This window comes from Capnocytophaga sputigena (genome assembly GCF_002302495.1).
GTDB lineage: Bacteria > Bacteroidota > Bacteroidia > Flavobacteriales > Flavobacteriaceae > Capnocytophaga > Capnocytophaga sputigena.
This window is the reverse complement of record NZ_CP022379.1, coordinates 1,393,644-1,420,374: the sequence shown is the minus strand read 5'-3', so window position 1 is coordinate 1,420,374 and position 26,731 is coordinate 1,393,644. Positions and strand designations below refer to the sequence as shown.

The following is a 26,731-nucleotide window of genomic DNA, read 5'->3' as shown; positions in this document are numbered from 1 at the left end:
TTTTTAACAATTCTTTAAGTATTTTATTGGAGCAAATTGGCTTTATCTGCTAAAAAAATCAACAGTAGGGAGAGTAAAAAAGATATAACAGGAGCAATCATCCACATTGTGAAAAATCGCTTGACTTGGGTTTTGCGAAATATGTTTTTGTGTCCCATTTTGGCGACGCCTATACCTAAAATAGCTGCTACATTTACTTGTACTAAGGAGGTGGGGATACCTTTTACTACTGAGGCGAGTAGTAACAAACTGCCCGAAATAAAGGCGATAATCACGGCTTCAAACTTGCCAAAGAGGATGATTTCCTTACCAGTGTTTTTGAGTATTTTATGCCCAAAGAGGGAAGCGCCAATCCCGAAACAGGGGGCTACTACTAAGGTGGCGAGCATTAAGATGACGATATGGTCACTTTCACGAATGTGCAATTCGTTGATGGTCATTGTATAGAGGGGACCTGCAGCGTTGGCAACGTTGTTAGAACCAATGGCAAACGATACGTAGAGCGCCATTATCACTAATACAACTTCCCATATATGGCGTTTATTCTCATTTTGTGCACGCTGGATAGTGAGCCCGCGCCGGCGCATAGGTTGGTAGATGTATTTTCCGGCGAAGAAACTGAGGAAATAGGAAATGATGGGCAGAATAAACCAAGCGGGGATAATTTCGACAAAGAGGTTATGGGTGTCTAATTTATTGAAATAGAGCGCTGGGGCTGCTAATGCGAGTACGGCAGCTTGGCTGGTGGATTGAGGAATACCTGATATATTGGAAATGAGCATAGTTACAGCTATGGAAAACAGCGCAATAGAAACGACTGTAAAATCCATATACTCTGACGGTAATATACCGCTACCCATAGTGCTAGCTGTTTTTTTACCAGCTAGAAATGCGCCTACAAAGACCATAATCCCAAAGAGACCTGGGATAAGGGATTTTCTCATCACATTAGCACCATAGCTGGCTGAGAAAGCAGGGGCGGTGCCACTACCTCCCATAGTAATTGCTACAACCATTGCGGTGAGGAAAGGGATGAGTAACTGGTTATAAATAGGCGTCATTTTGCTTTTATATTGTATATTCGTGGCAAAAGTACAAAATAATTATCAATTAACAATTAAGAATTATCAATTAACGGTTCATAAAAAGAAAAAAGCCCGATATTGCTATCGGACTTTTCCATTAACCAACCAAAACTTTAAATTATGAAAACTATTATTTGAAGTTTTACAATGAGCTACCACCCTCATTGCGGTGCAAAGGTACGGCGTTTTTTTGAAATACCAAAACAATTTGATGGTTTAACAAAAATTTAACACCGGTATTGATTGTTATATGTTGATAATTAGTGAGTTGTGTGTATTTAGAATTTTAGAAAATCTCGGAGAATTTCTGAGAATCTTGGAAAATCTTAGGAGGGGTTTGTTATAGAAAAAGCTGCCTAAGGTTTTAGATTTTTTAATTTTTCTATTTCGGTGAGTTCTTGTGGGGAGAGTTTGCGAAATACTAAAACTCTATTTGTTTTACGAGACTGGGTTGTAACCTTTACTTTGAAAGTGACTTTACTACCCTCAATAGCAAACTCTGCTGGGTAATCTTGTTGGATAGCGGGGTTTGTAGCAATAACGATATTACCACGTACTCTGTAGGGACGTTTTTCGATACTGGTGTCCTTGTTATAAACACAGTTACCATTGCTATCTTCTTTGAAAAATATTTCTTCGGTTTCGGTAGCTGAATAGATAATCACATTTTTGTCACATTCAGTAAGAGGTTTGGGCTGATCATTATCAGTGATAGATTCTAATTTCCAACCGCCTATAAGTTGGTTAGGGGTATCGTTGTCGTCTTTGCTTTTGCAAGCGATAAGGCTTGTAATGGCTACTAAAGTTATTAAAATTTTTTTCATATTGAATGAGTGTTTATATGTTACGAACCGTATTCTAATTGTGTTTCAGAAACTAATTTTTCAGAGTTATCGTTCTCTTTTACGTATGCTTTTACACTGATGGGGAAGTTCTGTGCATTGTACTCATATTCATAACGAGTAGTTGTTTTTCCACTGCTGTTAGTAAGAATAATTTGGGTTGGGTTATTTTTAGCATCAGAGTAGCTTGCAAAGACACTTGTGGGTTCTAAAACAGCTATGTTGTGAGAAAGGTAAGGATTGTGTTTGTTGTCATAGGTAATTTCTTGTAATTCAGCACCACTATTATCTATTTTCACTACACTACCTCCTGAAAGTGTGTAGGTAGCGGTACTTCCACTACTAATGGTATTGGTAATGATATTACCAGCAGTGTCTAATTTGTAATTTTTTATCTGTTGTACCACTGTATTGCCATTATTGATGTAACTGTAAGTAATTTCGTTGCAGTGGGTATCTGTTTGAGTACCATTAATTGCCGTAAATTTTTCAATTTCTTTTACAAGGCGGCTGCCTTCATAAAAATATTGAGTATTTACATAACGAGACAAGGGATATTGTTCATTAAGGAAGTCAGAGTTATCTTTTATAAGGTTTCCTTTCTGGTCATACTCAAAAGTAGCAATAAAATCTTTTTTGTTATCTCTTGTTCTTTCCCATTTTATGATGCGACCATTTTCGTAACTATAGGTGTTTATTTCGGGAGCGTTTTGGGCAATTCCTTTGTTGTTGTACTCTTGGTGTGTACTGCTAGTTAGTTTGCCATTTACAATGGTATAGGTGCTTACCCTACTACCCTCATTTGTTTTTACAGTAACTTTTGTAAGGAAGTTACCGCTATGGGTATTGCTATTATCATCGTTTTTTTTGCAAGCGACAAGAGTAATTACTGCTGCTAAAGCTATTAAAAATTTTTTCATATTGAATGGGTGTTTATTTGATTTTGGGGCAAAGATACAAAATAATTGTTAATTGATGGTGATGTTGTGATGAGGGGGGAGGATCTTGGAGAAACTAGGAGTGGCTCGGAGAAACTGGGAGAAACAGGGAGGGGCTCGGAGGGAGGGGGGGAGGGTACAGAAAAAGCTGCCTATGGGTTTAGACAGCTTTTTGTAATTATTACTTGTGTGATTTAGTTTTAGAATTTGTAACCTACACCAATTTGGATGACACGGTTTTTGAATTTACCACCTTCACTATATGTTCCGTCATTATTTTTTTCTTTATTGGACAGTTTGGTAAGACCTAAATTGAAGGTAGCATCAAAGAAGAGTCCCATAGGTAAGTTGTACTCAGCACCTATACCTAAACCGAAATCAAATTTTTTATCAGGAGTAAACGATTCTGTAACTGTTTTTTGTTCATTGTTTTCTCCTTTTGTTTCTATTTTAGTTAGGAATCCTAAGTTTATCCCCACTTTAGGACGAAACCCATTGATGTCATATTTTACCCAAAGAGGGATATTGAGTTGCTGAGTATTGAATTTTGCATTTTTAACATCTTTTTTTGTTTTTGAAAGAACATTTCCATTATTATCTTTTTTGATAAGTTCAGACGATTTGGCTTTAGCTCCTTGGAAAGCATAGTCTACTCCAGCTTCTACCCACAATTTTTCGTTGAAGCCATATTCAATGAAAGCTCCAAAGTGAAAACCAGGTTTGAAAGAGGTATTACTTTTGGCAATAGTTGTTTTTCCTTCATCTGTAAATGAATAATCATCTATAGAAACATTAGACATTAAGAAGCCTGCTTTAGCTCCTACTTTGAATTCTTGGGCGTTGGCGGTGGTCATTCCCGCTACAGCCATTGCTGCAATGATAAAAATTTTTTTCATTTGTTTTTATATTTATTTGGTTATTACTATTTGATCGTTAGTTGTGTATTGTTTATTTCGGGGGCAAGATTACGACAAATATTTGAGATGTGCAAAAGTTTTTTTTAGGTAAGAAATAAGAGGTAAGAGGTAAGAGGGTGGGGGTTAGGGGGTTAAATAATTGGTAATTAGGTGATTAGTAATTTGAAAGGGTCAGTAATTTGAAAGGGTCAGTAATTTGAAAGGGTCAGTAATTTGAAAGGGTCAGTAATTTGAAAGGGTCAGTAAATTGAGAGGGTTAGTAAATTGAGAGGGTTAGTAAATTGAGAGGGTTAGTAAATTGAGAGGGTTAGAGGATTGGGGAATTAAAAAAGCCGTTCAGACCCCTCTGAACGGCTTTTTCGTTTTTAGTTAGTGAAAGAAATAATAATAATTTTACTTGTCGATAGAGCCTACTACACGCTTCATAAAGGTGTTGAGGGCTTCTTTTTGTGGAGTACCTTGTTTGATGAGTTCATCTACTTCGATAGCTCCGTAGAAATTGGAGAGCAATTCGCCGATTACGTCTAACTCCTCATCTTTGAGTTGTTCGCATTCTATGAGATTTTCGAGTGTTTCGATGGTCTCATTCACGTAATCTTGGTCGTTGTTCTCGATAAACTGAACGATATGTTTAATTACCGGTAATCTCATCTATAAATTCTTTTAGGAGTTCGGCTTTGTTAGTTTGCAATTGTTTTTGCAAATTACCGTTTTTGAAAGCGGCAAATGTAGGCAAGTTATCCACTTTGGCGAGTTTGCGTGACTCGGGGAAAGCCTCAGCATCTACATATACAAAAGTAGCATTAGGGTTTTCGGTTGCATACTTTTTGAATTTGGGTTTTATGATTTTGCAGTTACCGCACCACCCTGCGCCGAATTGTACGAATACGAGGGGATTAGCGGCTATGATTTCTTGCAAATTATCTTGGGTAAGTTCTGTCATAGTGATAAAAAAATAGTGTTGAGTTTTTTAGTCAATGCATATTTACAATGATCAAGTTTTTCAGTTTTTTAGTGAGAAGCTAAATAGCTTGCTACGCCTTTACGGTCGGCATTCATAGCGTCTTTACCTTCTTCCCAGTTGGCTGGGCAAACTTCGCCGTGTTGTTGTACGTGAGTGTAAGCATCTACAAGGCGCAAGTATTCTTTTACGTTACGACCTAAAGGCATATCGTTGATACTTTCGTGGAATACTTTACCAGTTTCGTCGATAAGGTAAGTAGCACGGAAAGTTACATCGTCACCTTCGAGGAGGTAAGCATCGGCAGTTTCGTCGTAGATTTCACGAGAGTCGAGGATACCTAAAGTGCGAGCGAGGTTACGGTTGCTATCGGCAAGGATAGGGTAAGTAACGCCTTCAATACCACCGTTGTTTTTAGGAGTGTTGAGCCACGCGAAGTGTACTTCGGCAGTGTCGCAAGAGGCACCTATTACTTTTACGTTGCGTTTTTCGAACTCGGCTAAGGCTTCTTGGAAAGCGTGGAGCTCGGTAGGGCATACGAAAGTAAAATCTTTTGGATACCAGAAAAGAAGTACTTTCTTTTTACTATTTACGGCTTCAGAAAGCACGTTGATTTTGAATGTATCGCCGAGGTCGCTCATTGCGTTTACCTCAATATTGGGGAATTGTTTTCCTACAAATGACATATTATCTTGTTTTTTTATGTTCTGTTTTACGGGTGCAAAAGTAGGATGTTTTTGAAGATTGTAAATAGTTTTCTAATTGAAAGATTTTATGAAGAGATAGGGATTAGTTATAGGGGTCAGGGGACAGGTGTCAGGTGTCAGGGGGTTGCGGGTCTTTTTAATAGATAGTTGATGGCGGTGGCGGCGGCGTGTAAGCCAAAAGCGGCGGGCATAAAGCTGATGGTGCCGTAGAATGACTTTTTGTAGTCGAGACCTTCGGTGCGCTGCATAGTGTCTTTAGAAACGATTTCGGAAGAGAATACAGCTTTGATACCCGAATCGATGCGCTCGTTTTTCAGGCGTTTGCGTATAAATTTAGCCAATGGGCAGTTATAGGTTTTCATTAGGTCGGCTACTTTTATTTGGGATACATCGGTGGCTCCTCCTGCTCCCATACAGCTTACTAAACGCACGCGTTGGCGTTTGGCTGAGAGGATGAGGTTGAGCTTGGGAGTGATGCTATCGATACAATCGATTACATAATCGAACTGAGGGGTTACGATCTCGGTAGCGCGTTCGGGGGTGAGGAATTCGTGTAGTACAGTAAGGTTGAGTTGGGGGTTGATGTCTAAAAGGCGGGCAGCCATTACCTCAGTTTTGTTTTTGCCTACGGTGGACTGAAGGGCAGGCAGCTGTCGGTTAATATTAGATAGAGAAACGCAATCGCCATCGACAATGGTGAGGGAACCTACGCCTGCGCGGGCTATAAATTCGGCGGCAAAAGAGCCAACGCCTCCTAAGCCTACAATGAGGATATGTGCTTTTTGCAAGGTGTTGATGCCTTGCTGTTTGATTAATAGTTCAGTACGTTCTAACCAGTGATTGTTCATATTTTAAAAAAGCCTCTTCGGTATGGAAGAGGCTTGTACTCAATTTTATAGTATCAATTTTTCTACGGGGCAAAGGTAGGAATAATATTGTGAAGTGCAAAAATATTTTGCTACTTAATAAAACTGTCCGAAAAGTTTTATTGGGGGGTGTTTGCAAAACACCCGTACATAGTATACCCTAAAAGCGATTGATTATCAGAATAATCAACTTTGCCAAAGTCGCGAGCCGCACGGGCAGGAAACTTTGGCAAAGTGTAGTGATGTAAAATCGAATTTTAGACTTTTCGGATAGCCTTATGGTTTTTACTTAGAAGAATAGGGCAACACCGATACCAACACCGAATTTACCATATTTTTCGGAATTGTTAGTGTTTACTTTTTCTTTAAGGTTCATTTGGTCATAACCTACATAACCTGTAAGAGCAGCACCTTCGTTTACAAAGTAAGCGATACCACCTTTTAATCCAAAGAGAAAACCTCTTGATTTTTGGCTGTCACTGCTTCCTTCTGACTGCCAAGCGTATCCAACTTTAGCACCTACAAAAGGGGCTAATTTACCTCCAATAGGGAAGTAATAATGAGCATTAGGAGCTATAGCAAAAGAGTTGGTAGCATCTGAAGCTCCTTTTGTTTTTTCGTGTCGGTATTCTAAACCAAGACCTACAGCCAAGTTGTTGATCACGAAATAGTTTACATTGGGAATAAACTTGAAAGTATTGGTAGTACTTTCTCTTTCAACAGTAATGTTATTACGTTTTTCAGAGCTTGTTAATTTTGCAGATTCATAAGAGAAAGATAAATCAGAACCTACCATCCAGTTTCCTTTTTCAGTTTGTGCGTAGGTAGCGGCTGAAAAAGCTATGGCTACCATCAATAAAATTTTTTTCATACAGTTCAATTTTAATGTTTATAAAGGCAAAGATATGAAATAATTACGAATTACAAGCTATGAATTACGAAAAAGTTGGTTTTTTCTTTTTTACTAATGGCAAAAAACAACCATATCTAATCCGTTTTTTAGGCAAAAAGTGATGTTTTCTTTTAAGCCTATAATTGCCTCATAAGCAAAACCTTTTTCATCATCATCTCCATCTAACATAGCTTCTATTTCATCCTCCGTTTTATGAACTTTGGCAAACAAAGAGGCTATATGTTCAAGTCTTTTCTTGTCTAATAGGTCTATCATAGGGAAATCAGCTATTAGAGGTAGCGGGAAAGGGTCAGCATAATCGGCGGGGAATAACTCAGCTTCTATATCAATCTCAATATCATAATCTTCGGCAACAGTTTGGTTGATAAGGTCGGTTATATACCCTAACTTAATTTCTTGTGTTTTGGGCAAGGTTTCTCCTAAAGTAGCGCAAATTCCAATAAAAGCATACCCGTAGTGATAGTCTTCCAAGGAGTAAGGATTGCCCATTATAATATCGATAAGGGCTTGAGAGGTTTCTTGGTTTTGTTCGGCATAGTTTTGGAAAATATCATTGGCTTTTACCTTTTGCAAAAGGGCTTCATCTTTAGAGCCAAAAACAGCTTTGATTTCAGGAGTTTTCACTCCGTAAGTAAAAATATAATATCCCATAAGTAGAATGTTTTTTTATTTAAAGGACAAAGGTGCGAGCCGCACGGGCAGGAAACTTTGGCAAAGTGCAACGATGTTTATTTATAGTCCTACCCCCGTTGAGGTTGTCCGAAAAGTTTGTTTTTGCGTGGGCGTTTACCAAACGCCCCTACATAACATACCGCAAAAGTGACTTTTCACTAATAGCAAAACAGTGCCATATCGAGCTTGTTCTCAAGGCAAAAAGTAATGTTTTCTTTTAAGTCTGTAAATTTACTATTTAAAATAGTAGCGGTATAGCAAACCATCATCGGCAAAAGCGTATAACACATTTTGAGTATAGTAAAGTTTTTTGATATCGCTTTCGGCTTCAAACTCTTTTTGCCAAGTATTGCCTCCATCAGTAGTTTTGTAGATAACCTTGCCTGATGATTGCCAGCCTGTATTTTCATCTTGAAAAGCTAAGGATCGTACACCAATAGGAATTTCAAAAGGTAATTTTTGCCAAGAATATCCTCCATCAGTAGATTTGTATATTTTGTTAACTGATCCAGATATTAAACAATAGCCTATTTGATTAGTAGGGAAATTCACATCGACAGCCCTCCCATCTGGTTCATTTTCAAATACATATTCTGTCCATTGTTCATTATTACCATTACAGAATAGTATTTTAGGTTTGTAATTTCTGTTTTTGTCATCCAATCCACCAATCCATATATGGTTTACATCTTTTTTAAAAGCAAGAAATTGATAATCAACAAGGTTACGGGTTGTGTTAACTTCTCTTACAGGATAAAAATCTTTCCCATTAGTTGATTTATAGACGTCGCCAGCTATTGAGACCACAATGATATTTTTCATTTCATCATCACAAATTACTCTATTGAAAGTAATATTTTTTTTGTAAAAAATTTCTTTTCCACTATTAATAAAAGGGTTAGGAGTTTTTGTTCCTCCAATAGGTACTTTGTATACACCACTAAAATCCACATTCAGGCCTTCGTGAGAGGGGGTAATATAAAAATCAGAAATATAACTCCATACACCTGTATTTGCCCATTTTTCCCAAGTGATACCATTATCTTTGCTAAAAACCACAATATTTCCAGAGGATTTATCCCATACTTGTGTACTATATATGTAATCTCCTATGATTTGGGTTTTTACATTATACCAATCATCAGCAATGGCTACATCCCATTGAGTTTTTACCCATTGTCCTACGACTTTATCAATGATACCTATTTTTTGTTCATAGTCATTGGTTACTTTGTTGTCTACCACAGTTTTTTCGCCAAAGTAGAATTTCAACTCTGGCAAATAGGTACTACTGCGGGGTAATACAAGGGTGAGTTTCTTACCATCGGCTGAAACTGAGGTGATAGTAGCTTCAGTATTTCCAAAAGTTACCTTACATTGTTCTTTTTTAGGGAAATTTTCGCCTAAAATATCTACACTATCACCTGCATAGCCGTAGTTTTTGCTATACGAAGTGATAACAAGATTACCGTTACCGTTCCCATTTCTGTTACCATTGTTAGGGTTAGAATCATCTTTGCTACAAGAGGTGAGTAGTAAGAGCACTAAGCCTACTGCTTTTAAAACTTGTTTCATATACATTTTATTTTTAGCGTTTTACATTGCAAAAGTAATATTATTTTTCGTAAACACAACAAAGGCTGTCGCAAATTTTAGTTTGTGACAGCCTTTTATTTGCTAATTGACAAATTTTCTAATTTGCTAATTGAATGCTTAGTTCTTTCAGTTGCGCCTCATCGATAGGGGAGGGGGCATCAATCATCACATCGCGACCGCTGTTGTTTTTAGGGAAAGCAATAAAGTCGCGTATGGTTTCTTGTCCGCCAAGCAGTGCTACCAATCGGTCAAAGCCAAAAGCCAAACCACCGTGAGGAGGAGCGCCATATTTGAAAGCGTTCATCAAGAAGCCAAATTGTGCTTGTGCTTGCTCGGGTGTAAAGCCGAGGAGCTCAAACATCTTGGCTTGCAACTCTTGGTTGAAGATACGTATAGAACCACCGCCTACTTCGTTGCCGTTGAGCACGAGGTCGTAAGCATTGGCGCGTACTGCCCCTGGGTTGCTGTCGAGTAGCGGAATATCCTCAGGTTTAGGCGAGGTGAAAGGGTGGTGCATTGCAAAGAAACGTTCTTCCTCTTCGCTCCACTCCAAAAGAGGAAAATCTACGACCCATAGAGGGGCATATTCATCAGGTTTGCGCAAGCCGAGACGCTCGGCGAGTTCCATACGGAGGGCGCTGAGTTGCCCGCGTACTTTGTTTGCTTTGCCTGAAAGGATGCAGATAAGGTCGCCTGCTTGGGCGCCAGTGCGCTCTGCCCACGCCTTGAGATCGTCCTCGTTATAGAATTTATCTACTGATGATTTGAAGCTGCCATCTTCATTGCATTTTACATATACCATTCCGGAAGCGCCTACTTGCGGACGTTTTACCCATTCTACCAAAGCATCAATCTCTTTGCGGGTGTAGCTGTTGGCACCAGGTACGGCAATCCCTACAACTAATTCGGCTTCGTTGAACACCTTGAAATCGCGGTGTTGTGCGAGGTCATTGAGTTCGCCAAATTTCATACCGAAACGGATATCGGGTTTGTCGTTGCCATAAGTTTTCATCGCCTCGGCATAGGTCATACGAGGGAAAGCCCCAAAGTCTAAGCCTTTGAGTTCTTTGAGGAGGTGTTTTGCCAATCCTTCAAAAGTACTGATAACGTCCTCTTGCTCTACAAACGACATTTCGCAGTCTATTTGGGTAAACTCCGGCTGACGGTCGGCGCGGAGGTCTTCATCACGGAAGCATTTTACGATTTGGAAATACTTGTCTAATCCGCCTACCATTAGCAGCTGCTTGAAGGTTTGTGGGGATTGTGGAAGTGCGTAGAACTCACCTGGGTTCATACGGCTGGGCACCACAAAATCGCGTGCGCCTTCAGGGGTTGATTTGATAAGCACAGGGGTTTCTACCTCTATAAAGCCTTGTTCGGATAGATAGTTGCGCACCATTATCCCCACTTTGTGGCGGAAAATAAGGTTATCGCGTACAGGGGTACGACGTATATCGAGATAGCGGTACTTCATACGGAGGTCTTCACCGCCATCGGTATTATCTTCAATGGTAAAAGGAGGAAGTTCGGAATGGTTGAGCAGGGTGAGTGCTGTAACGAGGATTTCCACTTCTCCCGTAGGGATATTTGCGTTGGCAGCCTCACGTTTGATAACAGTACCTTGAATTTGAATCACGTCCTCGCGTGAGAGGGTTTTCGCCTGCTCAAAGACTGCTTTATCAGTGCGTTCTTCATCGAATATAAGCTGAGTGATGCCATAGCGGTCGCGTAGGTCTACCCAAATCATAAATCCCTTGTTGCGGACGCGTTGCACCCATCCGCTGAGGGTTACTTGTTGTTTTTCGTGAGAGAGACGTAGCTCTCCACAAGTATGCGTTCTGTACATTTATTTGTTGTTAGTTATAAGGTTTGAGTTTTAATAATAGCTGATTTCGTAGATAGTAGAGGCATCTTGTTTGGTAAACACTATTTCTTTTCTTTCCAAATACTTTCTCTTGCCACTTTCTTCTTTATAAGAAAAGGTATAAACTCTCTCTTGTTCATACTTTACATCAATAGGTTTGCCTTTAGAATCTTTGGTGATGTGCTCTTTATGGGTGATACTAAACTTATAAGTGCCATTGGCATTAGTGAACTCTTTGTAAGTCATATTTTTGACAGTACCTGCCTTTATTTTAGCAATTAGAGCTTCTAATTTTTCCACATCTTTATCTGAGGTTGAACCAGAAGAGATACTTACTCCGTTATCATCACCAGAACAATTTTCTACTATACGACTTACATAGCCGTCTTTATCGTAGGTATAAGTAAATTTTATAAGTCTGGCATACGATGCGTTTTCCTTTTTGTACGTATAAGATTGATAGATAGACTCCAAAAGATTTTTAGTAGGGACACCTACTGGGATTGCATTTAGTAAATCAAAATAGGTAGTATAGACATCTATTTCATCTCTTTCTTTATTGTTGAAAATAAAAAAGTGATTCTTATTTTCGTTAGGATAGTAAGAAAATTTCATTTCGTTAGTTTCTTCTGTTCCTTCCCAAGAGGTAGAAGTATGAGTTTCAGCAGTTAGATTGCCATCTTTCCAAATAAAATTACTATTATTAATTTTAGACAACTGACCTTTTTCGTCATAGCTGAAATAATTATGTCCGCCAGTCTCTTTTAAGTAACCTTTCTCATCTAAAGGGAATTCAAAATTTTGTTTTCCACTATTTGCTATAATTTTTCCTTGAGGGTAACTAAACTCATAGGTTACTTGTTCTCCTCCTTTATCAGAAGTGAATTTTGAAATGCGCCCCTGAGCATCATATTCATAAGAAAAGACTCCATTTTCTAAAGTATATATAAACTTAGGTTCACCATTTAGAAAATAGGTTGGGTCGATATTAGGGTTCTTTTTTCTATTTAAATAGGTAATCTTTACCTCTTTAATTCTCTTTACCTCTGTGGTTTTAGGAGGGGTAGGGTTATCAGGTAGTGGATTATCAGGTGTTGGGTTGTCGTTGCTCTTTCCACAAGAAACTAAAGTAAGGACGGCAGTTGCTACTAAAAATAAGGCTTTTTTCATTGTTGATAATTTTAAATAATTCATTACTATATCATAGGGAATCCAACTTTGCCAAAGTGTGCGAGCCGTACAGGCAGAAAACCTTGGCAAAGTGTAGTAACACACTCATTGACTAATTTACTAATTTTCAAATTTGCTAATTGAGCAAAAACTCGTCCTCCTCATTGCTTTCAATACCTAAGGCTTCGTATATGTATTTGAAGGTGGAGAGCAATCGGGGTTTGCCATCGATGAGGGCTACATCGTGTTCAAAGTGGGCGGAAGGTTTGCCGTCGGCGGTGAGGATTGTCCAACCGTCTTTGAGTTGGCGTATGCTCTTGGTGCCCATATTGATCATAGGCTCTATAGCGACAACCATTCCGTCTTTAAACTTTTTACCACTACCACGTTTGCCATAGTTAGGCATCTCGGGGTCTTCGTGCATTTTGCGTCCTACGCCGTGCCCAACGAGTTCGCGCACTACGCCATAGCCGTGTGCCTCACAGTGCTGCTGTATAGCATTTCCTACATCGCCTACACGGTTGCCCGCACGAAACTGACGGATACCTATATATAGCGATTCTTTGGTTACGCGCAAGAGTTCTTTTACTTCGGGGGCTACTTCGCCTACTTCAAAAGTATAAGCGTGGTCGCCGTAGTAACCATTTTTCAGTGCTCCACAATCTATTGAGATGATGTCGCCTTCTTGTAACGGACGGTCGTTAGGTATGCCGTGTACTACTTGCGCATTAGGGCTCATACATAGGGTGTTAGGGAAGCCATACAAACCCAAAAATCCTGGGATAGCTCCTTGACTGCGGATGTACTCTTCGGCGAGTTTATCAAGATACAGGGTGGTTACCCCTGGTTTTACTTCTTTTGCTAATATACCCAAAGTGCGTGATACCACTTGGGCTGCTTGGTGTAGTAGTTCTATTTCTTCGGCTGTTCTAATGTGAATCATTTGTAATTACGAATTACGAAAGACGAATTACGAAAGTTTTGTCATTCGTAACTCGTCATTCGTAATTAGATTTCTATTTTTTGAATTGTTTTAATAAATTGGTAGTGGAACTGTCGTGTGCAGAGAGTTCCGTAGCGGCGATGTCTTTAAGGATTTTGCTTGCTAACTGTTTGCCGAGCTCTACGCCCCATTGGTCGTAACTGTAGATGTTCCAAATCACACCTTCTACAAATATCTTATGCTCATACATAGCGATAAGGCTACCCAAACTTTCAGGGGTGAGTTTATCGATAAGGAAAGAAGTTGTAGGGCGGTTACCAGTAAACACTTTGAAAGGCACTAAGGCTTCGTTCACCTTATCGCCCATTTCTTTGCGCACTTCGGCTTCGGTTTTACCTTTGAGGAGGGCTTCGGTTTGTGCAAAGAAGTTAGCCATTAGCTTGTTGTGGTGGTCGGTATTGCCGTGTAATGAGTGTTTAAAGCCAATGAAATCAGTAGGTATCAATTTAGTACCTTGGTGGATGAGCTGGAAGAACGCGTGTTGAGAGTTGGTTCCCGGTTCACCCCAGATAATTACGCCAGTTTGATAAGGGATAGGGTTGCCATCACGATCGGTTTGTTTACCATTACTTTCCATTATGCCTTGTTGTAGGTAAGCCGCCAAGCGGTGCAAATACTGAGTATAAGGAATAATCGCTTGACTTTCGGCTCCGTAGAAATTGTTGTACCACACGCTGAGCAATGCCAAGACTACTGGAATGTTTTCGCCAAAAGTAGCGGTGCGGAAATGCTCGTCCATAGCGTGTGCTCCTTTGAGCAACTTATCAAAGTTGTCGTAACCTACTGATAGGGCGATGCTGAGACCTACGGCACTCCACAACGAGAAGCGTCCGCCTACCCAGTCCCACATAGGGAATACATTATCGGGGTCGATACCGAATTTATCGATTTCTTGCAAGTTAGTAGATACTGCTACAAAGTGTTTAGCAATATCTTTTTCGCTACCCGATTTGAGGAACCATTCTTTTACAGTAAGCGCATTGGAAAGGGTTTCGAGGGTAGTGAAAGTTTTAGATACAATCACTATCAAGGTAGTTTCGGGGTTGAGGTGCTTGATAGTTTCGAGCACGTGGTCGCCATCTACATTGCTGATAAAGTGTACGTTGAGGTGATTCTTATAGAATTTAAGCGCTTCGGTTACCATTGCCGGACCTAGGTCAGAACCACCAATACCAATATTCACCACATCGGTAAAGGCTTTACCAGTATAACCTTTGCGTTTGCCACTGATGACCTCTTCGCTGAACTGTTTGATTTTGTGTTTTACAGCCGCTACTTCGGGCATTACATTCTTGCCATCTACGTTTATCACGCTATTTTCGGGCGTGCGAAGGGCAGTGTGCAATACGGCGCGTTTTTCGGTGTTGTTGATAAGGTCACCACCGAAGTACTTTTCGATAGCATCCTTTAAACCACATTCCTCAGCGAGTTGCACAAGGAGTTTAAGGGTTTGGTCGTCTATGCGGTTTTTAGAATAATCTACATAGAAGTCTTGCCATTTGATAGTGAATTTTTCACCGCGAGCAGGGTCTTTCTCGAAAAGGGAAAGGGTATGGCGGTCTTTTACTTCAGTAAAATGTTTTTGCAATGCTTTCCAAGCATTGGTTTGTGTTGGATTACTATTTTTTAACATTTTTAAATATAATTATATTAGTTGTTAGTTATCGGTTATTAATTAGATTGTGTTTCAGAGTGCAAAGGTATAAAATATTTTCAAAATAGCAGTTAGTCTTTAATCATTAGTAGTTAGAAACTGACACTAATGGCTAAAGACTAACCTTATTGTTCATTGGCTAATTTTATATATTGGCTAATTGCCTAACTTATCCAATTGTTCTTTTAGCGGTTTTATAAACTCTAAATACTTTGCTTTTAGATTAGCTTCTATAGGCACAGAATCAGGCATTTTTTCTTTCAATGGGTCTACTTGCACGCCATTTTTCCAGAAACGATAACACACGTGAGGACCTGTGGCTAAACCGGTACTCCCTACCAGCCCTATCACTTCTCCTTGTGCTACGTATTTCCCTTTGCGGGCTAAGATTTTCGACATGTGTAAGTACTGTGTTGTATACATATTGTTGTGGCGCACTTTCACGTAGTTACCATTGCCCGAACTATAGCCCGCTTCTATCACGGTGCCTGCTGCTGTTACACGTATAGGGGTACCTGTAGGAGCCGCATAATCGGTGCCAAAATGCCCTTTCATACGGTGGAGTACGGGGTGGAAACGCATTCCAAATTTAGAAGTAATACGGAAGATATCCAAGGGCGATTTTAGAAACATACGTTTCATCATATTCCCATTCTCATCGTAATAGCCACTGGTGCCTTTGATAGAATCGGTGGTAAAATTAAAAGCGTAATACTGCTTGCCTCCCCACTCAAAATAAGCGGCTTTCACTTTTTCAACCCCTGCATAGATAGTGTCGTCTACATAACGTTCGTCGTAAATAATTTTGAACTTATCGCCTTTTTGCAAACGGAAGAAGTCGATAGTATAATCGAATATTTGTCCTAATTGATAGGTGGCATTTTGGCTGATGCCTGCATTTTGTGCATCGACAGTAAGGTTGTTTTCAATCTCACCTCCTATAGCTTTTTCCTTTATAGAAACCTTGCGCTCAGCCTTATAAGCGTGGATAGAATCAGTGAGACGTACCACGATATAATTCACAATATCGGGTTGATATACAAAACTATGAGGGGTATCAGGGTGTTTTTTATCGTATAAGAAAGCATAAGGATGCCCTACGCGGAAGTTCTTAGGACTGATGAGTTCTTTGGTAGTCTCTGCAATATGGTGGATTTCAGTCGCCCCGATATGTTGGTCTTCAAGGAGTTTACCAAAAGTGTCGCCTTGTTTGAGGGTATCTCTTACAATGTTATAGTCGTTGAGGTTAAATCCAAATTCATATACTGGAGGTTTAGGAGCTTCGGTGGTGGTAGTTGCGGTAGTTTTATCGGTTTTAGTAGTGCGGTCACAAGCCGTAAAAAGTGATAGAGAGCTGAGTAGTGAAAGGCAAAATATTTTTTTCATTCTAATTGTTTTAGTAAAAAGGATTGCAAATAATGCGCCAAAGGTAAGAATAATTTGTTAATTAGCAAATTTGTTAATTAGTAAATTGTGTCTAAAATATTTTGTTAATCCAACAAAAGTTTGTAATTTTGCTCGTCTAAAAATATATTTTGAATTATATAAACACTTTATGACCCTTACTTTAGCCTCTTTAGAAATAGGACAAACTGCTGTAATCACAGGGTTTACACCCGAATGCCGACAAGAAGTGCGACAACGATTGCTCGACTTAGGTTTCGTACGTGGCTCAAAAATTAAAATAGAAAATGTGAGTCCGCTTGCCGACCCAATTGCTTATACCATTCACCACACCCAAATTGCTCTGCGCAAGAGTGATGCGCTTTGTGTGCTGATTCAGGTATCAGGGGATAGGATTCAGGTGTCAGGAGATAGGGCATAGGGGTTGTTAAAAAAATGATTGATTATCAAAATAATAAAAAACAAATCAAACGAGCTATTTAACGGCTTGTTGTACTACGACTATGAAAAATATTTGCGATACTTGTGCGCTTAATCCTTCAGCTTCCTTAAAACCTTTAGGCGAGGAGGCAGGCACTTACCACTATACTATTGCTCTTGCAGGAAATCCTAACACTGGCAAGAGTACCGTTTTTAATGCCCTTACAGGGTTGCGTCAGCACACAGGTAACTGGCCAGGTAAAACCGTTACCCGCGCTGAGGGGAGTTTTTCTTTTCACGACCAACGTTATCGCATAATCGACCTGCCAGGAACTTATTCGCTGCTCTCCACTTCAGAAGACGAAGAGGTGGCGCGCGATTTTATTCTCTTTGGCAAACCCGATGTAACTGTGATAGTAGTAGATGCCAGCAGACTGGAGCGCAACCTCAGTTTGGCACTCCAAATACTTGAAATCACTGATAAAGCTGTGCTTTGCCTGAACCTGATGGACGAAGCTCGCCGCCATCATATCACGATTGATACACGTACACTCTCTCGCGATTTAGGTATCCCTGTAGTGGCTACTTCTGCACGTACCAAAGAAGGTATCCCCGATTTGCTCTTTGCTATTGAAGAAGTAGTAAGCGGTAAATTTCAAACCAAAAAACAGACTTATATAGATCTTCCTAAAGAAAATGCTGAAGCTATTGCTGAACTGCAATCGGCACTTTCTGAACTCAATCCTGAATTGCCAAATACTCGCTGGCTTGCTATGCGACTCATTGAAGGTGATGAAAGCGTACAAAAAGGGGTGGAAGAAGGCACTTTTTCAGCTGAAAACAATCCCGAAAAACAATCCCGAGTGTTGCGTATAGCCGATGAGTATCACAAGATTTTAGGGGATAGCTACCGCAATGACTTGGTAGAAGCTATCTACGCTCAAGCAACCACACTCATCAACGCATCGGTAAGCACTGATTTTTCAGCGCGTTCTTTCCGTGTTGATCGTGCGATTGATAGGATAGTTACGCATAAAATTTGGGGTTTCCCTATTATGTTTTTGCTATTGGCAGCTGTGTTGTGGATTACTATTATCGGGGCGAACTACCCTTCGCAATGGCTTTCGGATCTGTTTGTAGGGTGGCTTTATCCGCTATTGAAAGACGGAGCCAATGCCTTGCATTTTCCTTGGTGGCTCAGTAGTTTCCTCATCGATGGGGTGTATTTAGCCACCACGTGGGTGATTTCGGTGATGTTGCCCCCAATGGCGATATTTTTTCCTTTGTTTACTCTTCTTGAAGATTTTGGTTACTTACCCCGTGTGGCTTTCAATTTGGACAAGCTCTTCCGCACTGCAGGCGCTCACGGCAAACAAGCTCTTACGATGAGTATGGGCTTTGGCTGTAATGCCGCCGGAGTGGTAGCGACCCGTATTATCAACAGTCCGCGTGAGAAACTGATAGCCATTATCACCAATAACTTCTCGCTTTGCAACGGGCGTTGGCCTACCCAAATACTCATTGCTACCTTGTTCATTGGGGCATTAGTTCCCAAGCAGTGGAGTGGTACAGTTGCGATGCTCGCCGTGATAGGTATCGCAGTGTTGGGTATAGTATTTTCATTCCTCACTTCGTGGTTGTTGAGCAAGACCCTACTCAAAGGAGAATCGTCATTTTTTGTATTGGAATTACCGCCTTATCGTCCGCCGCGTTTTTTCCAAACACTCTACACCTCACTTATTGATAGAACCCTCATCGTACTCTGGCGTGCTATTGTATTTGCAGCACCAGCAGGAGCAGTGATATGGCTGATATGCAACTTGCAGATAGCCCAACAGCCTATAGCGCTCTGGCTTATACAAGGCTTAGACCCTATAGGCGTGTTTATAGGTTTGAACGGAGTGATTTTACTCGCCTATATCGTTGCTATTCCTGCCAATGAAATTGTAATCCCTACGGTGCTAATGCTCACCACTATGGTATTAGGGCAAACAGCAGTAGGCGAGGGGGCAGGCGTACTGATGGAAGCCTCTACCTCACAAGTGGGCGTATTGCTACACGCTGGTGGATGGACACTGCTCACGGCTGTAAACCTAATGCTTTTCAGCTTGTTGCACAACCCTTGTAGTACGACTATCTACACCATTTACAAAGAAACCCAAAGCAAGAAATGGACACTTATTGCTACCCTCTTGCCGGTGCTTTATGGGATAGTGGTGTGTTTTCTTGTAACTCTATTTGCTAAGTAAACTTGGTGAAAGTAAAGCTAAATCATCATATACAATGTGATGAAGAGGTTGATTTTGGTGTTTTTCACTTTTATGAAATTTCAAAATATAAAAAAAGCTGCCCATTATCTTGAGCAGCTTTTTTTATTTATGACTTGTCATTCGTAACTCGTTATTAAACCACGCCTTGATCGAGCATCGCGTGAGCGACTTTCATAAAGCCTGCGATGTTAGCACCTTTCACGTAGTTGATATAACCATCTTCTTGACCGTATTTGAGGCAAGCGTTGTGGATAGATTCCATAATTTGGTGTAACTTAGCATCAACTTCTTCAGCTCTCCACGCGAGGTGAGCGGCGTTTTGAGTCATTTCGAGTCCTGAAGTTGCTACCCCTCCAGCGTTCACTGCTTTACCAGGAGCGAAAGGTAATTTAGCATCTTGGAAGGCTTTGATAGCCTCAGGAGTACAACCCATATTTGATACTTCGGCTACGAGTTTTACGCCATTTTTGATAAGCATTTGAGCGTCATCGCCGTCTAATTCATTTTGGAAAGCGCAAGGCAAGGCGATATCACAAGGGATTGTCCACGCTTTTTTGCCTGCAGTAAATTTACTTTCTTTGGCAAATTTTTCGGCAAAAGGCGCTACGATGTTGCGGTTAGAAGCGCGGAGTTCCAAAAGGTAGTCAATCATTTCGTGAGTCATACCATTAGGTACTTCCACACAACCATCGGGACCTGAAAGTCCGATAACTTTTGCGCCTAACTGAGTTGCTTTTTGTGAAGCTCCCCAAGCTACGTTACCAAATCCTGATACTACTACGCGTTGTCCTTTAAGGTCTTTGCCGAGTTTCTTCAACATATGATCTACAAAGTAGAGCGCACCATAACCCGTAGCTTCAGGGCGAATGAGAGAACCACCCCAGTTGATACCTTTACCGGTGAGTACGCCAGTGTTATACTCGTGGGCTAATTTTTTGTACATACCGTACATATAGCCTATTTCGCGTCCGCCTACACCCACGTCGCCAGCAGGTACATCGGTATCAGGACCTATATATTTCCAAAGTTCAAGCATAAAGGCTTGGCAGAAACGCATAATTTCGGCATCGGATTTACCGGTAGGGTCGAAATCAGAACCTCCTTTAGCGCCACCCATAGGGAGGGTAGTGAGGGCATTTTTGAAAGTTTGTTCAAAACCAAGGAATTTAAGCATTGAAGGGTTTACAGCTTTGTGGAAGCGGATACCACCTTTATAAGGACCTATAGCAGCGTTGAACTGCACGCGGTAACCGAGGTTGCTTTGCACTTCGCCTTTATCGTCTACCCAATCCACGCGGAAGGTATGAATGCGGTCGGGCTCTACGATGCGTTCTATAATTTTAGCTTTGGCAAATTGAGGGTGCTGGTTGTACACCTCTTGTACTGATTCAAGCACTTCGTGTACTGCTTGTAAGTACTCTTTTTCTCCAGGGTGTTTTGCCTCTAAGGCAGTCATAATTTTTTTTACGTCCATAATATATTAATTAGTTATGAATTATGTGTTAATAAATTGTTTAGTTACGAAATATATTAATGAGCGACAAAAGTACTTAATATTATTGAAACGTGCAAAGAAAACGAAAGAAATTTTTCACAAAAAGAAATTTAAAGTTTTAACTTAGCTAAACTTCAAAGCTTTGCGATACTCCATTCTATTATTTTTGCTTCACACGATTAACGACTCTTTGATATTTTTTTATTTTTCCTTTCGTAGAATTTGCATTTTAAATAAAAAACACTATTTTTGCCCCCCAAAAAGAAATTTAAAAAAATTATGGCTTTATTTCTTAGCATACTCCCAATTGCGCTTCTCATCTATTTGATGGTAAAGAAAAATGCGCTTCCTTCGTATATTGCACTTCCACTAATCGCCGGATTGGTGTATATACTTCACCTTACTTATTTTAATGGCTCATTCGTAGCCCTAAATGCCAACTTTATTAAAGCAATTATCTCGGTAGCTACCCCTATCACAGTGATTTTTGGGGCGGTACTCTTCAACCGAATGATGGAGATGACAGGAGCAATGAATGTGTTGCGCCGCTGGCTGGGCAATATCAGCCCTAATCCTGTTGCTCAACTAATGATTATAGGTTGGGCTTTTGCCTTTATGATTGAAGGAGCTAGTGGTTTTGGTACGCCAGCAGCTATTGCAGCACCTTTATTAGTAGGTTTAGGATTCAGACCCTTGCAGGTGGCTATTCTCGCACTAATTATGAACTCGGTACCTGTATCGTTTGGAGCCGTGGGTACACCTACGTGGTTTGGGTTTGGTACGCTTATTGGCAATGGTTCTATTTCCGATGATCAGCTTTCGGATATAGGTAGAATTACATCTATCATACATCTATTTGCAGCTTTTGTAATTCCGGTAATGGCGCTTAAGGTGATTGTATCGTGGCGACAAATACGCGAAAATATAGTTTTTATTCTCATCAGTATTCTATCGTGTACGGTGCCTTATGTGGCTATTGCGTGGTTTAACTACGAGTTTCCTTCATTAGTAGGGGGTGCTATAGGTCTTTTTATTTCGGTAGGAGTAGCCAGCAAAGGTATTGGCTTATCAAAAACTGATAACAGTGAGATGCAGCACGAGAAAGTAAAAACTTCAGAGTTATTGAAAGCTCTTTTCCCAACAGCTTCACTGATAGTAATTTTGGCACTCACTCGCATCAAACAGCTTCCGCTAAAAGCCCTATTGAACGATACTACCGAGTGGTTTACTATTAAATTAGGTTACTTAGGAGATTTTCAGGTTACTAAAGGATTGATTTTCTCGTTGAAGAATATTTTTGCTACGGGCGAGAGTGAGAGTTACAAGTTGCTTTATGTGCCAGCACTCATTCCGTTTGTAGTTACAGTGTTGATTTCTATTCCGTTGTTCTCACTGAAATGGAAACAAACTAAATCGCTATTTTCAGCGAGTTTTGTACAGATACAAAAACCATTTTTAGCATTAGTGGGGGCACTCATTATGGTGAATGTAATGCTAATGGGAGGAGAAGACTCTATGGTACAAACTATTGGTCGTGGTTTAGCCAATGCTACGGGTAGTTATTGGACGATGTTCGCTTCGTACTTAGGAGCGGTAGGGGCATTTTTCTCGGGCTCGAATACTGTGTCAAACCTCACTTTTGGGGCTGTGCAATATTCGGTTGCTAATACCACAGGGCTTTCAGTACCTTTGATTCTCGCCTTGCAATCGGTAGGAGGAGCAATGGGTAATATGGTGTGTATCAACAATATTATTGCTGTATGCTCGGTGTTAGGTATTGATAAGGCTGAAGGAAAAATTCTAAAAGTTACGGCTGTGCCTATGTTTATCTATGGAATTATAGCAGCTGTAGTAGCGCTCTTAGTCATACCACTATTGTTCAGTTGATAATTAATAATAATTCATTAATAAAAAGGCTGCACAGAAGAGCATTCTGTGCAGCCTTTTCAATTAATTTATTAACCAATAATATGAGATTTACTTCTTTGTAAAAGTGAGCAGTACAGTTCCTTTGTCATCTTTTAGCAATAACTGTTTGTCGTTCACTTCATATTTAGCTACTTTTTTCATTGCAGCGCCAAAAGTATCGGCAACTTGCATAGTAGTCTCGGGACAAAGCATTAGTGTAGTTGCTAATTCGCTAAATACTAAATCTTTATCAGTGATATTTGTGATACCTCCCATAAAGGTATTACAGCTATCGGAACCGTTTACCTTCATTTCTTTTATATTGAGTTGAAGGGTAGGCTGAGCCTCCGCAGTTACGGCAGTAGTTCCCATAGTAACGAGTTGCCATTCACCTTGTAAGGCATCGGTAGGGACGGTATTGTTACAACTGCCCAATCCCATAGCTACGCATAAAAGCGTTAAAAACTTGATTTTTTTCATTGTATGATAGTTTTAAAATTATTTCTCAGTGAAATAAATGTCTAACCCCATCGTACCGTCGTCATCCTCGTTGTAAAACGCCATTAGTTCCTCTTCTCGGTAGTAAAACTTATAATCTTGGTAAGGATAAGGTTTATTAGATGCCGAAAAGATAATTTGGTTGTTGCGCTTATTGATGCGCCAAGCCACTTCTACTTTATAGATGAGTCGTGGTTGTTTAGTAATTGTTAGTTTTTCTTCTCTAATGATAGCTTTATCTTTCAAAAAAGTGACAAAGATATATTGTTTAGTATTGATGCTATCACCAGCGGCTCTTTTGGTGATTTCACCCTGAAAGTGCCTATCGATGAGGTCGGTGCGTTCTTGTGCATATAGGTTTAGCACACCCAAAAACAAGAGGATAACAAGTATTTTTCTCATAACATTTACTTTTTTTAAAGGTTTATATATAGAGTTGTTATGCTTCAAATGAGGTTGTTTTCTGTTTGGGTTGTAGTAGAACGCTGCAGGGTGAGAGGTGCTATTTTATGTATTTTTTGAGAGTTTTAAGCAGATCGTCGGTTCTGAGGTTCTCTCCTTGTGACAATAGATTGCCTTCGGGGTCTATGAGAAAAGGGGCAGGAATACTGGTTACTCCATAGGCATTAGCAACTTTGCTTTCGCTATCCCATACGTTGTACCATACCATTCCTTCCATTTTGATAGTGTCGAGCCAAGCGTCTTTATCCTTAGGTCTATCAATAGACACAGATAGGATTACAAAGTTTTTTCCTTTGAGTTCTTTATAGGCTTGTTTGAGGTATCTGTTTTCCTTTTTGCAAGGCATACACCACGATGCCCAAAAATCTATGAGTACATATTTGCCTCGTAAAGACGATAGTTTCAATTCCTCGCCATTGGCTTGAGGCAAGGCGATTTCGGGTACTGGTTTGTGGCGTTGTAATTGTTGTGCAAAGGTTTCGGCAGTTGCCAAAAGGAATAGCGCTATGGCTGTAAATAGAAATCTTTTTCTCATTTGTAATCTTGTTTTTTAGTATTCAGGATTTTGATATACAAAAATCTGACCATTTTTTAAACAGATACTTTTTTGCACTAAAAATATCCTCCTTTTTTACGGTCTTCCATAGCAGCTTCGGTTACTTTATCGTCTATACGAGTTTCACCGCGTTCCGAGATGCGTGAAGCAGTAATCTCGTTCACCACCTCTTCAAGAGTTGCTGCATTGCTTTCTACAGCTGCAGTACAAGTCATATCACCTACAGTGCGATAGCGCACACGTTTGTTGAGAATGGTATCATTTTCATCTATTTGGATAAAAGGTGATACCGCAATGAGGCGACCTTCGTGCTCAATTACCTCGCGGTTGTGAGCGAAATAGATAGAAGGGAGTTCAATTTTTTCTTGTTGAATATAGCTCCACACATCGAGTTCTGTCCAGTTTGAGATGGGGAATACACGTACATTCTCTCCTTTTTGGATTCTACCGTTATAGATATTCCAGAGTTCAGGGCGTTGTAGTTTTGGGTCCCACTGACCGAACTCATCTCTTACTGAGAAGAAACGTTCCTTGGCGCGAGCTTTTTCCTCATCACGGCGAGCGCCCCCGATGCAGGCATCGAAGTGAAATTCTTCGATAGTATCTAATAAGGTGTGTGTTTGCAGCCAGTTACGAGAAGCAAATTTACCTTTGGGTTCAGTAAGACCTTTGGCTTTGATGGTGTCTTCAACTTGTCTCACAATGAGTTCAGCGCCAATACGTTTGGCAAGGGCATCGCGATAAGCAAGAGCCTCGGGGAAGTTATGTCCTGTATCGATATGTACCAAAGGGAAAGGTATTTTCATAGGGGCAAAGGCTTTCATAGCCAAGTGCACCAGAGTAATAGAGTCTTTTCCACCGCTAAAAAGTAGTGCGGGGCGTTCGAATTGCGCCGCTACTTCGCGCATTATATAAATACTTTCAGCTTCTAATTGTTTTAAATGTTCTTTATTCACGATAGTTATTTATTCTTTGTATCTTACTTTTCTATTTCACTGCATTCATTGAAAACTCTAATGGGTACATTCCTTGTACAGCAATTTCACGTCCTTGAGCGTCTTTAGCAGGCATCATTTTAGGGAAGTTTTCAAATACGCGTTTGCCTTCAGCTGCTAAAATAGGTTCTCCTTCAACTTTTTGTACACTAAAGTTTCCTTTTTTATCTATTACAAAGTATATTTTTATCAAGCCTTCAATCTTTTTGTTGAGGGCTTCTTTTGGGTAGACAAGTTTATCCGTTACCCATTGGTCTACACACGCCTCGAAATTAGTTTCTTTGGCTATATGAACATTCTCGTAATGCGAGCAGTAAGGTTTTTGTTTTACAACGGAACTGTTGTAGATATCTACAGCTTTGCTGTCTTGTGCTTGTGTAGTAGCAAAACCAGCTACTAATAAGATGCTTGTTACTAAGGTTTTAATTGCTTTCATTGTTTTAGATATTTAGTTATTACCTACTAATTCCACAAAGGTACAACTTTTTTTTTAATTAACAAGTTTTCAACCATTCTTCTATTACTTTTGGAAAATGTTCATACTCTAAGAGATGTATTTTCTCAGCTAAAGTATCGGCGGTATCGGTGGGTAATACTTCGGTTTTTGCTTGAAAGAGGATATTGCCCTCGTCGTAATGTTCGTTTACAAAATGAATGGTGATGCCGCTCTCTTTTTCACCATTAGCCACTACAGCTTGGTGTACGTGAGCGCCGTACATTCCTTTGCCTCCATATTTTGGCAAGAGAGAGGGGTGAATGTTGAGAATGCGGTTGGGGTAGGCTGCTATAAGAGCTTCGGGGACTTTCCACAAAAAACCTGCCAAGACAATAAGGTCGGGTTGTTGTGTTGCGAGTACATCAAGCACTACGTTTGTTTTGTAGAATGCTTGTCTATCGAATACTAGAGAAGGTATTTCTAAACGTTTGGCACGAGCCAAAACTCCTGCTTGTGGATTGTTACAGAGAATCAGACACACCTTTGCGCTACCTTTCTCGGCGAAATAAGTAGCGATGCGTTCGGCATTAGAACCTGAACCTGAGGCGAAAACAACGATTTTTTTCATAGTTAAATAGGTGAATTAGCAAATAGTGAAAGCGTTGTTTTTACGGCATTCTCTATTTCAGTATAGGTGGCTTTTCCTTTTCCGATATAAATAAAAGCTAAGGCATATTGTTGTTCTTTTACAGGCAAAAGGTTTTTCTGTAAGCGATAAGCCTCTCGCAACCTGCGTTTGAGTAAATTTCTATCCACTGCGCGTTTGAAAGTGCGTTTAGGCACACTTATCAGTAATTGATAAGGCACCTCAAGAGTAGCGATAGGAGTGTACAACAAGCGTATAGGATAGGAGGTAACTGCCTCACCCTTAGCGAAAAGTTGCTGTATATAATCGCGTTTACAGAGTTTTTCAGCTTTTGGAAAAGTATACATACGGCAAAAGTACAAATAATTTGTTAATTAGCAAGTTTTAAGAGTCAGTAATCTAGGGAGTAGGGGAGAATAGTAGGCTTTTAGAAAACTTTAAAAGTCAGAGCCT

The 26,731-nt window shown here is 40.1% G+C and carries 27 protein-coding genes; 3 read left to right on the top strand and 24 right to left on the bottom strand.

The window, feature by feature from the left end; translation table 11 throughout:
- Positions 1 to 23 precede the first annotated feature (23 nt).
- The 16 genes from CGC57_RS06175 to CGC57_RS06100 form a co-directional block, all read right to left on the bottom strand.
- Entirely contained in the window at positions 24 to 1,061 is a 1,038-nt protein-coding gene (locus CGC57_RS06175; RefSeq protein WP_095898409.1) for an inorganic phosphate transporter, read from the bottom strand.
- Between the two features lie 380 nt (positions 1,062 to 1,441).
- Entirely contained in the window at positions 1,442 to 1,909 is a 468-nt protein-coding gene (locus CGC57_RS06170; protein WP_095898408.1) for a lipocalin-like domain-containing protein, read from the bottom strand.
- 20 nt (positions 1,910 to 1,929) lie between these two features.
- On the bottom strand, positions 1,930 to 2,847 hold the full coding sequence (locus CGC57_RS06165) for a hypothetical protein (RefSeq protein ID WP_095898407.1): 918 nt from the start codon (positions 2,845 to 2,847) through the stop codon (positions 1,930 to 1,932).
- 218 nt (positions 2,848 to 3,065) lie between these two features.
- Positions 3,066 to 3,761 carry a porin family protein gene (locus tag CGC57_RS06160; RefSeq protein ID WP_095898406.1) on the bottom strand — a complete coding sequence of 232 codons (696 nt, stop codon included), beginning with the start codon at positions 3,759 to 3,761 and terminating at the stop codon, positions 3,066 to 3,068.
- 414 nt (positions 3,762 to 4,175) lie between these two features.
- On the bottom strand, positions 4,176 to 4,433 hold the full coding sequence (locus tag CGC57_RS06155; RefSeq protein ID WP_088593360.1) for a DUF6952 family protein: 258 nt from the start codon (positions 4,431 to 4,433) through the stop codon (positions 4,176 to 4,178).
- On the bottom strand, positions 4,414 to 4,725 hold the full coding sequence (locus CGC57_RS06150; RefSeq protein ID WP_095898405.1) for a thioredoxin family protein: 312 nt from the start codon (positions 4,723 to 4,725) through the stop codon (positions 4,414 to 4,416). The genes CGC57_RS06155 and CGC57_RS06150 overlap by 20 nt, the downstream gene beginning before the upstream one ends.
- Before the next feature lie 68 nt (positions 4,726 to 4,793).
- Positions 4,794 to 5,429, bottom strand: coding sequence for a peroxiredoxin (locus tag CGC57_RS06145; RefSeq protein WP_095898404.1), 636 nt, complete (start codon positions 5,427 to 5,429; stop codon positions 4,794 to 4,796).
- 137 nt (positions 5,430 to 5,566) lie between these two features.
- On the bottom strand, positions 5,567 to 6,298 hold the full coding sequence (locus CGC57_RS06140; protein ID WP_095898403.1) for a tRNA threonylcarbamoyladenosine dehydratase: 732 nt from the start codon (positions 6,296 to 6,298) through the stop codon (positions 5,567 to 5,569).
- Between the two features lie 307 nt (positions 6,299 to 6,605).
- Positions 6,606 to 7,187 (bottom strand): outer membrane beta-barrel protein, encoded by a 582-nt coding sequence (locus CGC57_RS06135; RefSeq protein ID WP_095898402.1) that lies wholly within the window; start codon positions 7,185 to 7,187, stop codon positions 6,606 to 6,608.
- Positions 7,188 to 7,280: 93 nt separating this feature from the next.
- A complete protein-coding gene (locus CGC57_RS06130; RefSeq protein ID WP_095898401.1) occupies positions 7,281 to 7,880 on the bottom strand; it encodes a DUF7691 family protein in 600 nt (199 codons plus the stop codon).
- 255 nt (positions 7,881 to 8,135) lie between these two features.
- Positions 8,136 to 9,476, bottom strand: coding sequence for a WD40/YVTN/BNR-like repeat-containing protein (locus CGC57_RS06125; protein WP_232747296.1), 1,341 nt, complete (start codon positions 9,474 to 9,476; stop codon positions 8,136 to 8,138).
- A gap of 118 nt (positions 9,477 to 9,594) precedes the next feature.
- Positions 9,595 to 11,343, bottom strand: a complete 1,749-nt coding sequence (gene aspS, locus CGC57_RS06120) for an aspartate--tRNA ligase (RefSeq protein ID WP_095898399.1) — start codon at positions 11,341 to 11,343, stop codon at positions 9,595 to 9,597.
- 30 nt (positions 11,344 to 11,373) lie between these two features.
- Entirely contained in the window at positions 11,374 to 12,531 is a 1,158-nt protein-coding gene (locus CGC57_RS06115; RefSeq protein WP_095899471.1) for a DUF4595 domain-containing protein, read from the bottom strand.
- A 136-nt stretch (positions 12,532 to 12,667) separates the two neighbouring features.
- Positions 12,668 to 13,474 carry a type I methionyl aminopeptidase gene (gene map, locus CGC57_RS06110; protein WP_095898398.1) on the bottom strand — a complete coding sequence of 269 codons (807 nt, stop codon included), beginning with the start codon at positions 13,472 to 13,474 and terminating at the stop codon, positions 12,668 to 12,670.
- Between the two features lie 73 nt (positions 13,475 to 13,547).
- The gene (gene pgi, locus CGC57_RS06105) at positions 13,548 to 15,167 is read right to left on the bottom strand and encodes a glucose-6-phosphate isomerase (protein ID WP_095898397.1); all 1,620 of its coding nucleotides are present in this window, start codon (positions 15,165 to 15,167) and stop codon (positions 13,548 to 13,550) included.
- Positions 15,168 to 15,344: 177 nt separating this feature from the next.
- Positions 15,345 to 16,574 carry a M23 family metallopeptidase gene (locus CGC57_RS06100; RefSeq protein WP_095898396.1) on the bottom strand — a complete coding sequence of 410 codons (1,230 nt, stop codon included), beginning with the start codon at positions 16,572 to 16,574 and terminating at the stop codon, positions 15,345 to 15,347.
- 169 nt (positions 16,575 to 16,743) lie between these two features.
- Between CGC57_RS06100 and CGC57_RS06095 the strand changes: the two genes are divergently transcribed.
- Positions 16,744 to 17,013, top strand: a complete 270-nt coding sequence (locus CGC57_RS06095; protein WP_095898395.1) for a FeoA family protein — start codon at positions 16,744 to 16,746, stop codon at positions 17,011 to 17,013.
- 82 nt (positions 17,014 to 17,095) lie between these two features.
- On the top strand, positions 17,096 to 19,261 hold the full coding sequence (gene feoB / locus CGC57_RS06090) for a ferrous iron transport protein B (protein ID WP_095898394.1): 2,166 nt from the start codon (positions 17,096 to 17,098) through the stop codon (positions 19,259 to 19,261).
- 154 nt (positions 19,262 to 19,415) lie between these two features.
- Here feoB and gdhA read toward each other — a convergent pair whose 3' ends face one another.
- Positions 19,416 to 20,756 (bottom strand): NADP-specific glutamate dehydrogenase, encoded by a 1,341-nt coding sequence (gene gdhA / locus CGC57_RS06085; protein ID WP_040361877.1) that lies wholly within the window; start codon positions 20,754 to 20,756, stop codon positions 19,416 to 19,418.
- A gap of 300 nt (positions 20,757 to 21,056) precedes the next feature.
- On the opposite strand from gdhA, the gene CGC57_RS06080 reads away from it, so the two are divergent.
- The gene (locus tag CGC57_RS06080) at positions 21,057 to 22,664 is read left to right on the top strand and encodes an L-lactate permease (RefSeq protein ID WP_095898393.1); all 1,608 of its coding nucleotides are present in this window, start codon (positions 21,057 to 21,059) and stop codon (positions 22,662 to 22,664) included.
- Positions 22,665 to 22,754: 90 nt separating this feature from the next.
- On the opposite strand, the gene CGC57_RS06075 is transcribed toward CGC57_RS06080, so the two are convergent.
- The 7 genes from CGC57_RS06075 to rnpA form a co-directional block, all read right to left on the bottom strand.
- Positions 22,755 to 23,165 carry an META domain-containing protein gene (locus CGC57_RS06075; RefSeq protein ID WP_095898392.1) on the bottom strand — a complete coding sequence of 137 codons (411 nt, stop codon included), beginning with the start codon at positions 23,163 to 23,165 and terminating at the stop codon, positions 22,755 to 22,757.
- Positions 23,166 to 23,183: 18 nt separating this feature from the next.
- Positions 23,184 to 23,585 carry a hypothetical protein gene (locus CGC57_RS06070; RefSeq protein WP_095898391.1) on the bottom strand — a complete coding sequence of 134 codons (402 nt, stop codon included), beginning with the start codon at positions 23,583 to 23,585 and terminating at the stop codon, positions 23,184 to 23,186.
- A gap of 100 nt (positions 23,586 to 23,685) precedes the next feature.
- Complete coding sequence (locus CGC57_RS06065; RefSeq protein ID WP_002681869.1) at positions 23,686 to 24,180, bottom strand: TlpA family protein disulfide reductase; 495 nt, start codon at positions 24,178 to 24,180, stop codon at positions 23,686 to 23,688.
- 77 nt (positions 24,181 to 24,257) lie between these two features.
- Entirely contained in the window at positions 24,258 to 25,157 is a 900-nt protein-coding gene (gene cysD, locus CGC57_RS06060; protein ID WP_088593404.1) for a sulfate adenylyltransferase subunit CysD, read from the bottom strand.
- Positions 25,158 to 25,188: 31 nt separating this feature from the next.
- Complete coding sequence (locus tag CGC57_RS06055; protein ID WP_095898390.1) at positions 25,189 to 25,632, bottom strand: energy transducer TonB; 444 nt, start codon at positions 25,630 to 25,632, stop codon at positions 25,189 to 25,191.
- Between the two features lie 58 nt (positions 25,633 to 25,690).
- Entirely contained in the window at positions 25,691 to 26,260 is a 570-nt protein-coding gene (gene purN, locus CGC57_RS06050) for a phosphoribosylglycinamide formyltransferase (RefSeq protein WP_095898389.1), read from the bottom strand.
- 2 nt (positions 26,261 to 26,262) lie between these two features.
- On the bottom strand, positions 26,263 to 26,625 hold the full coding sequence (rnpA, locus tag CGC57_RS06045; RefSeq protein ID WP_095898388.1) for a ribonuclease P protein component: 363 nt from the start codon (positions 26,623 to 26,625) through the stop codon (positions 26,263 to 26,265).
- Positions 26,626 to 26,731 lie beyond the last annotated feature (106 nt).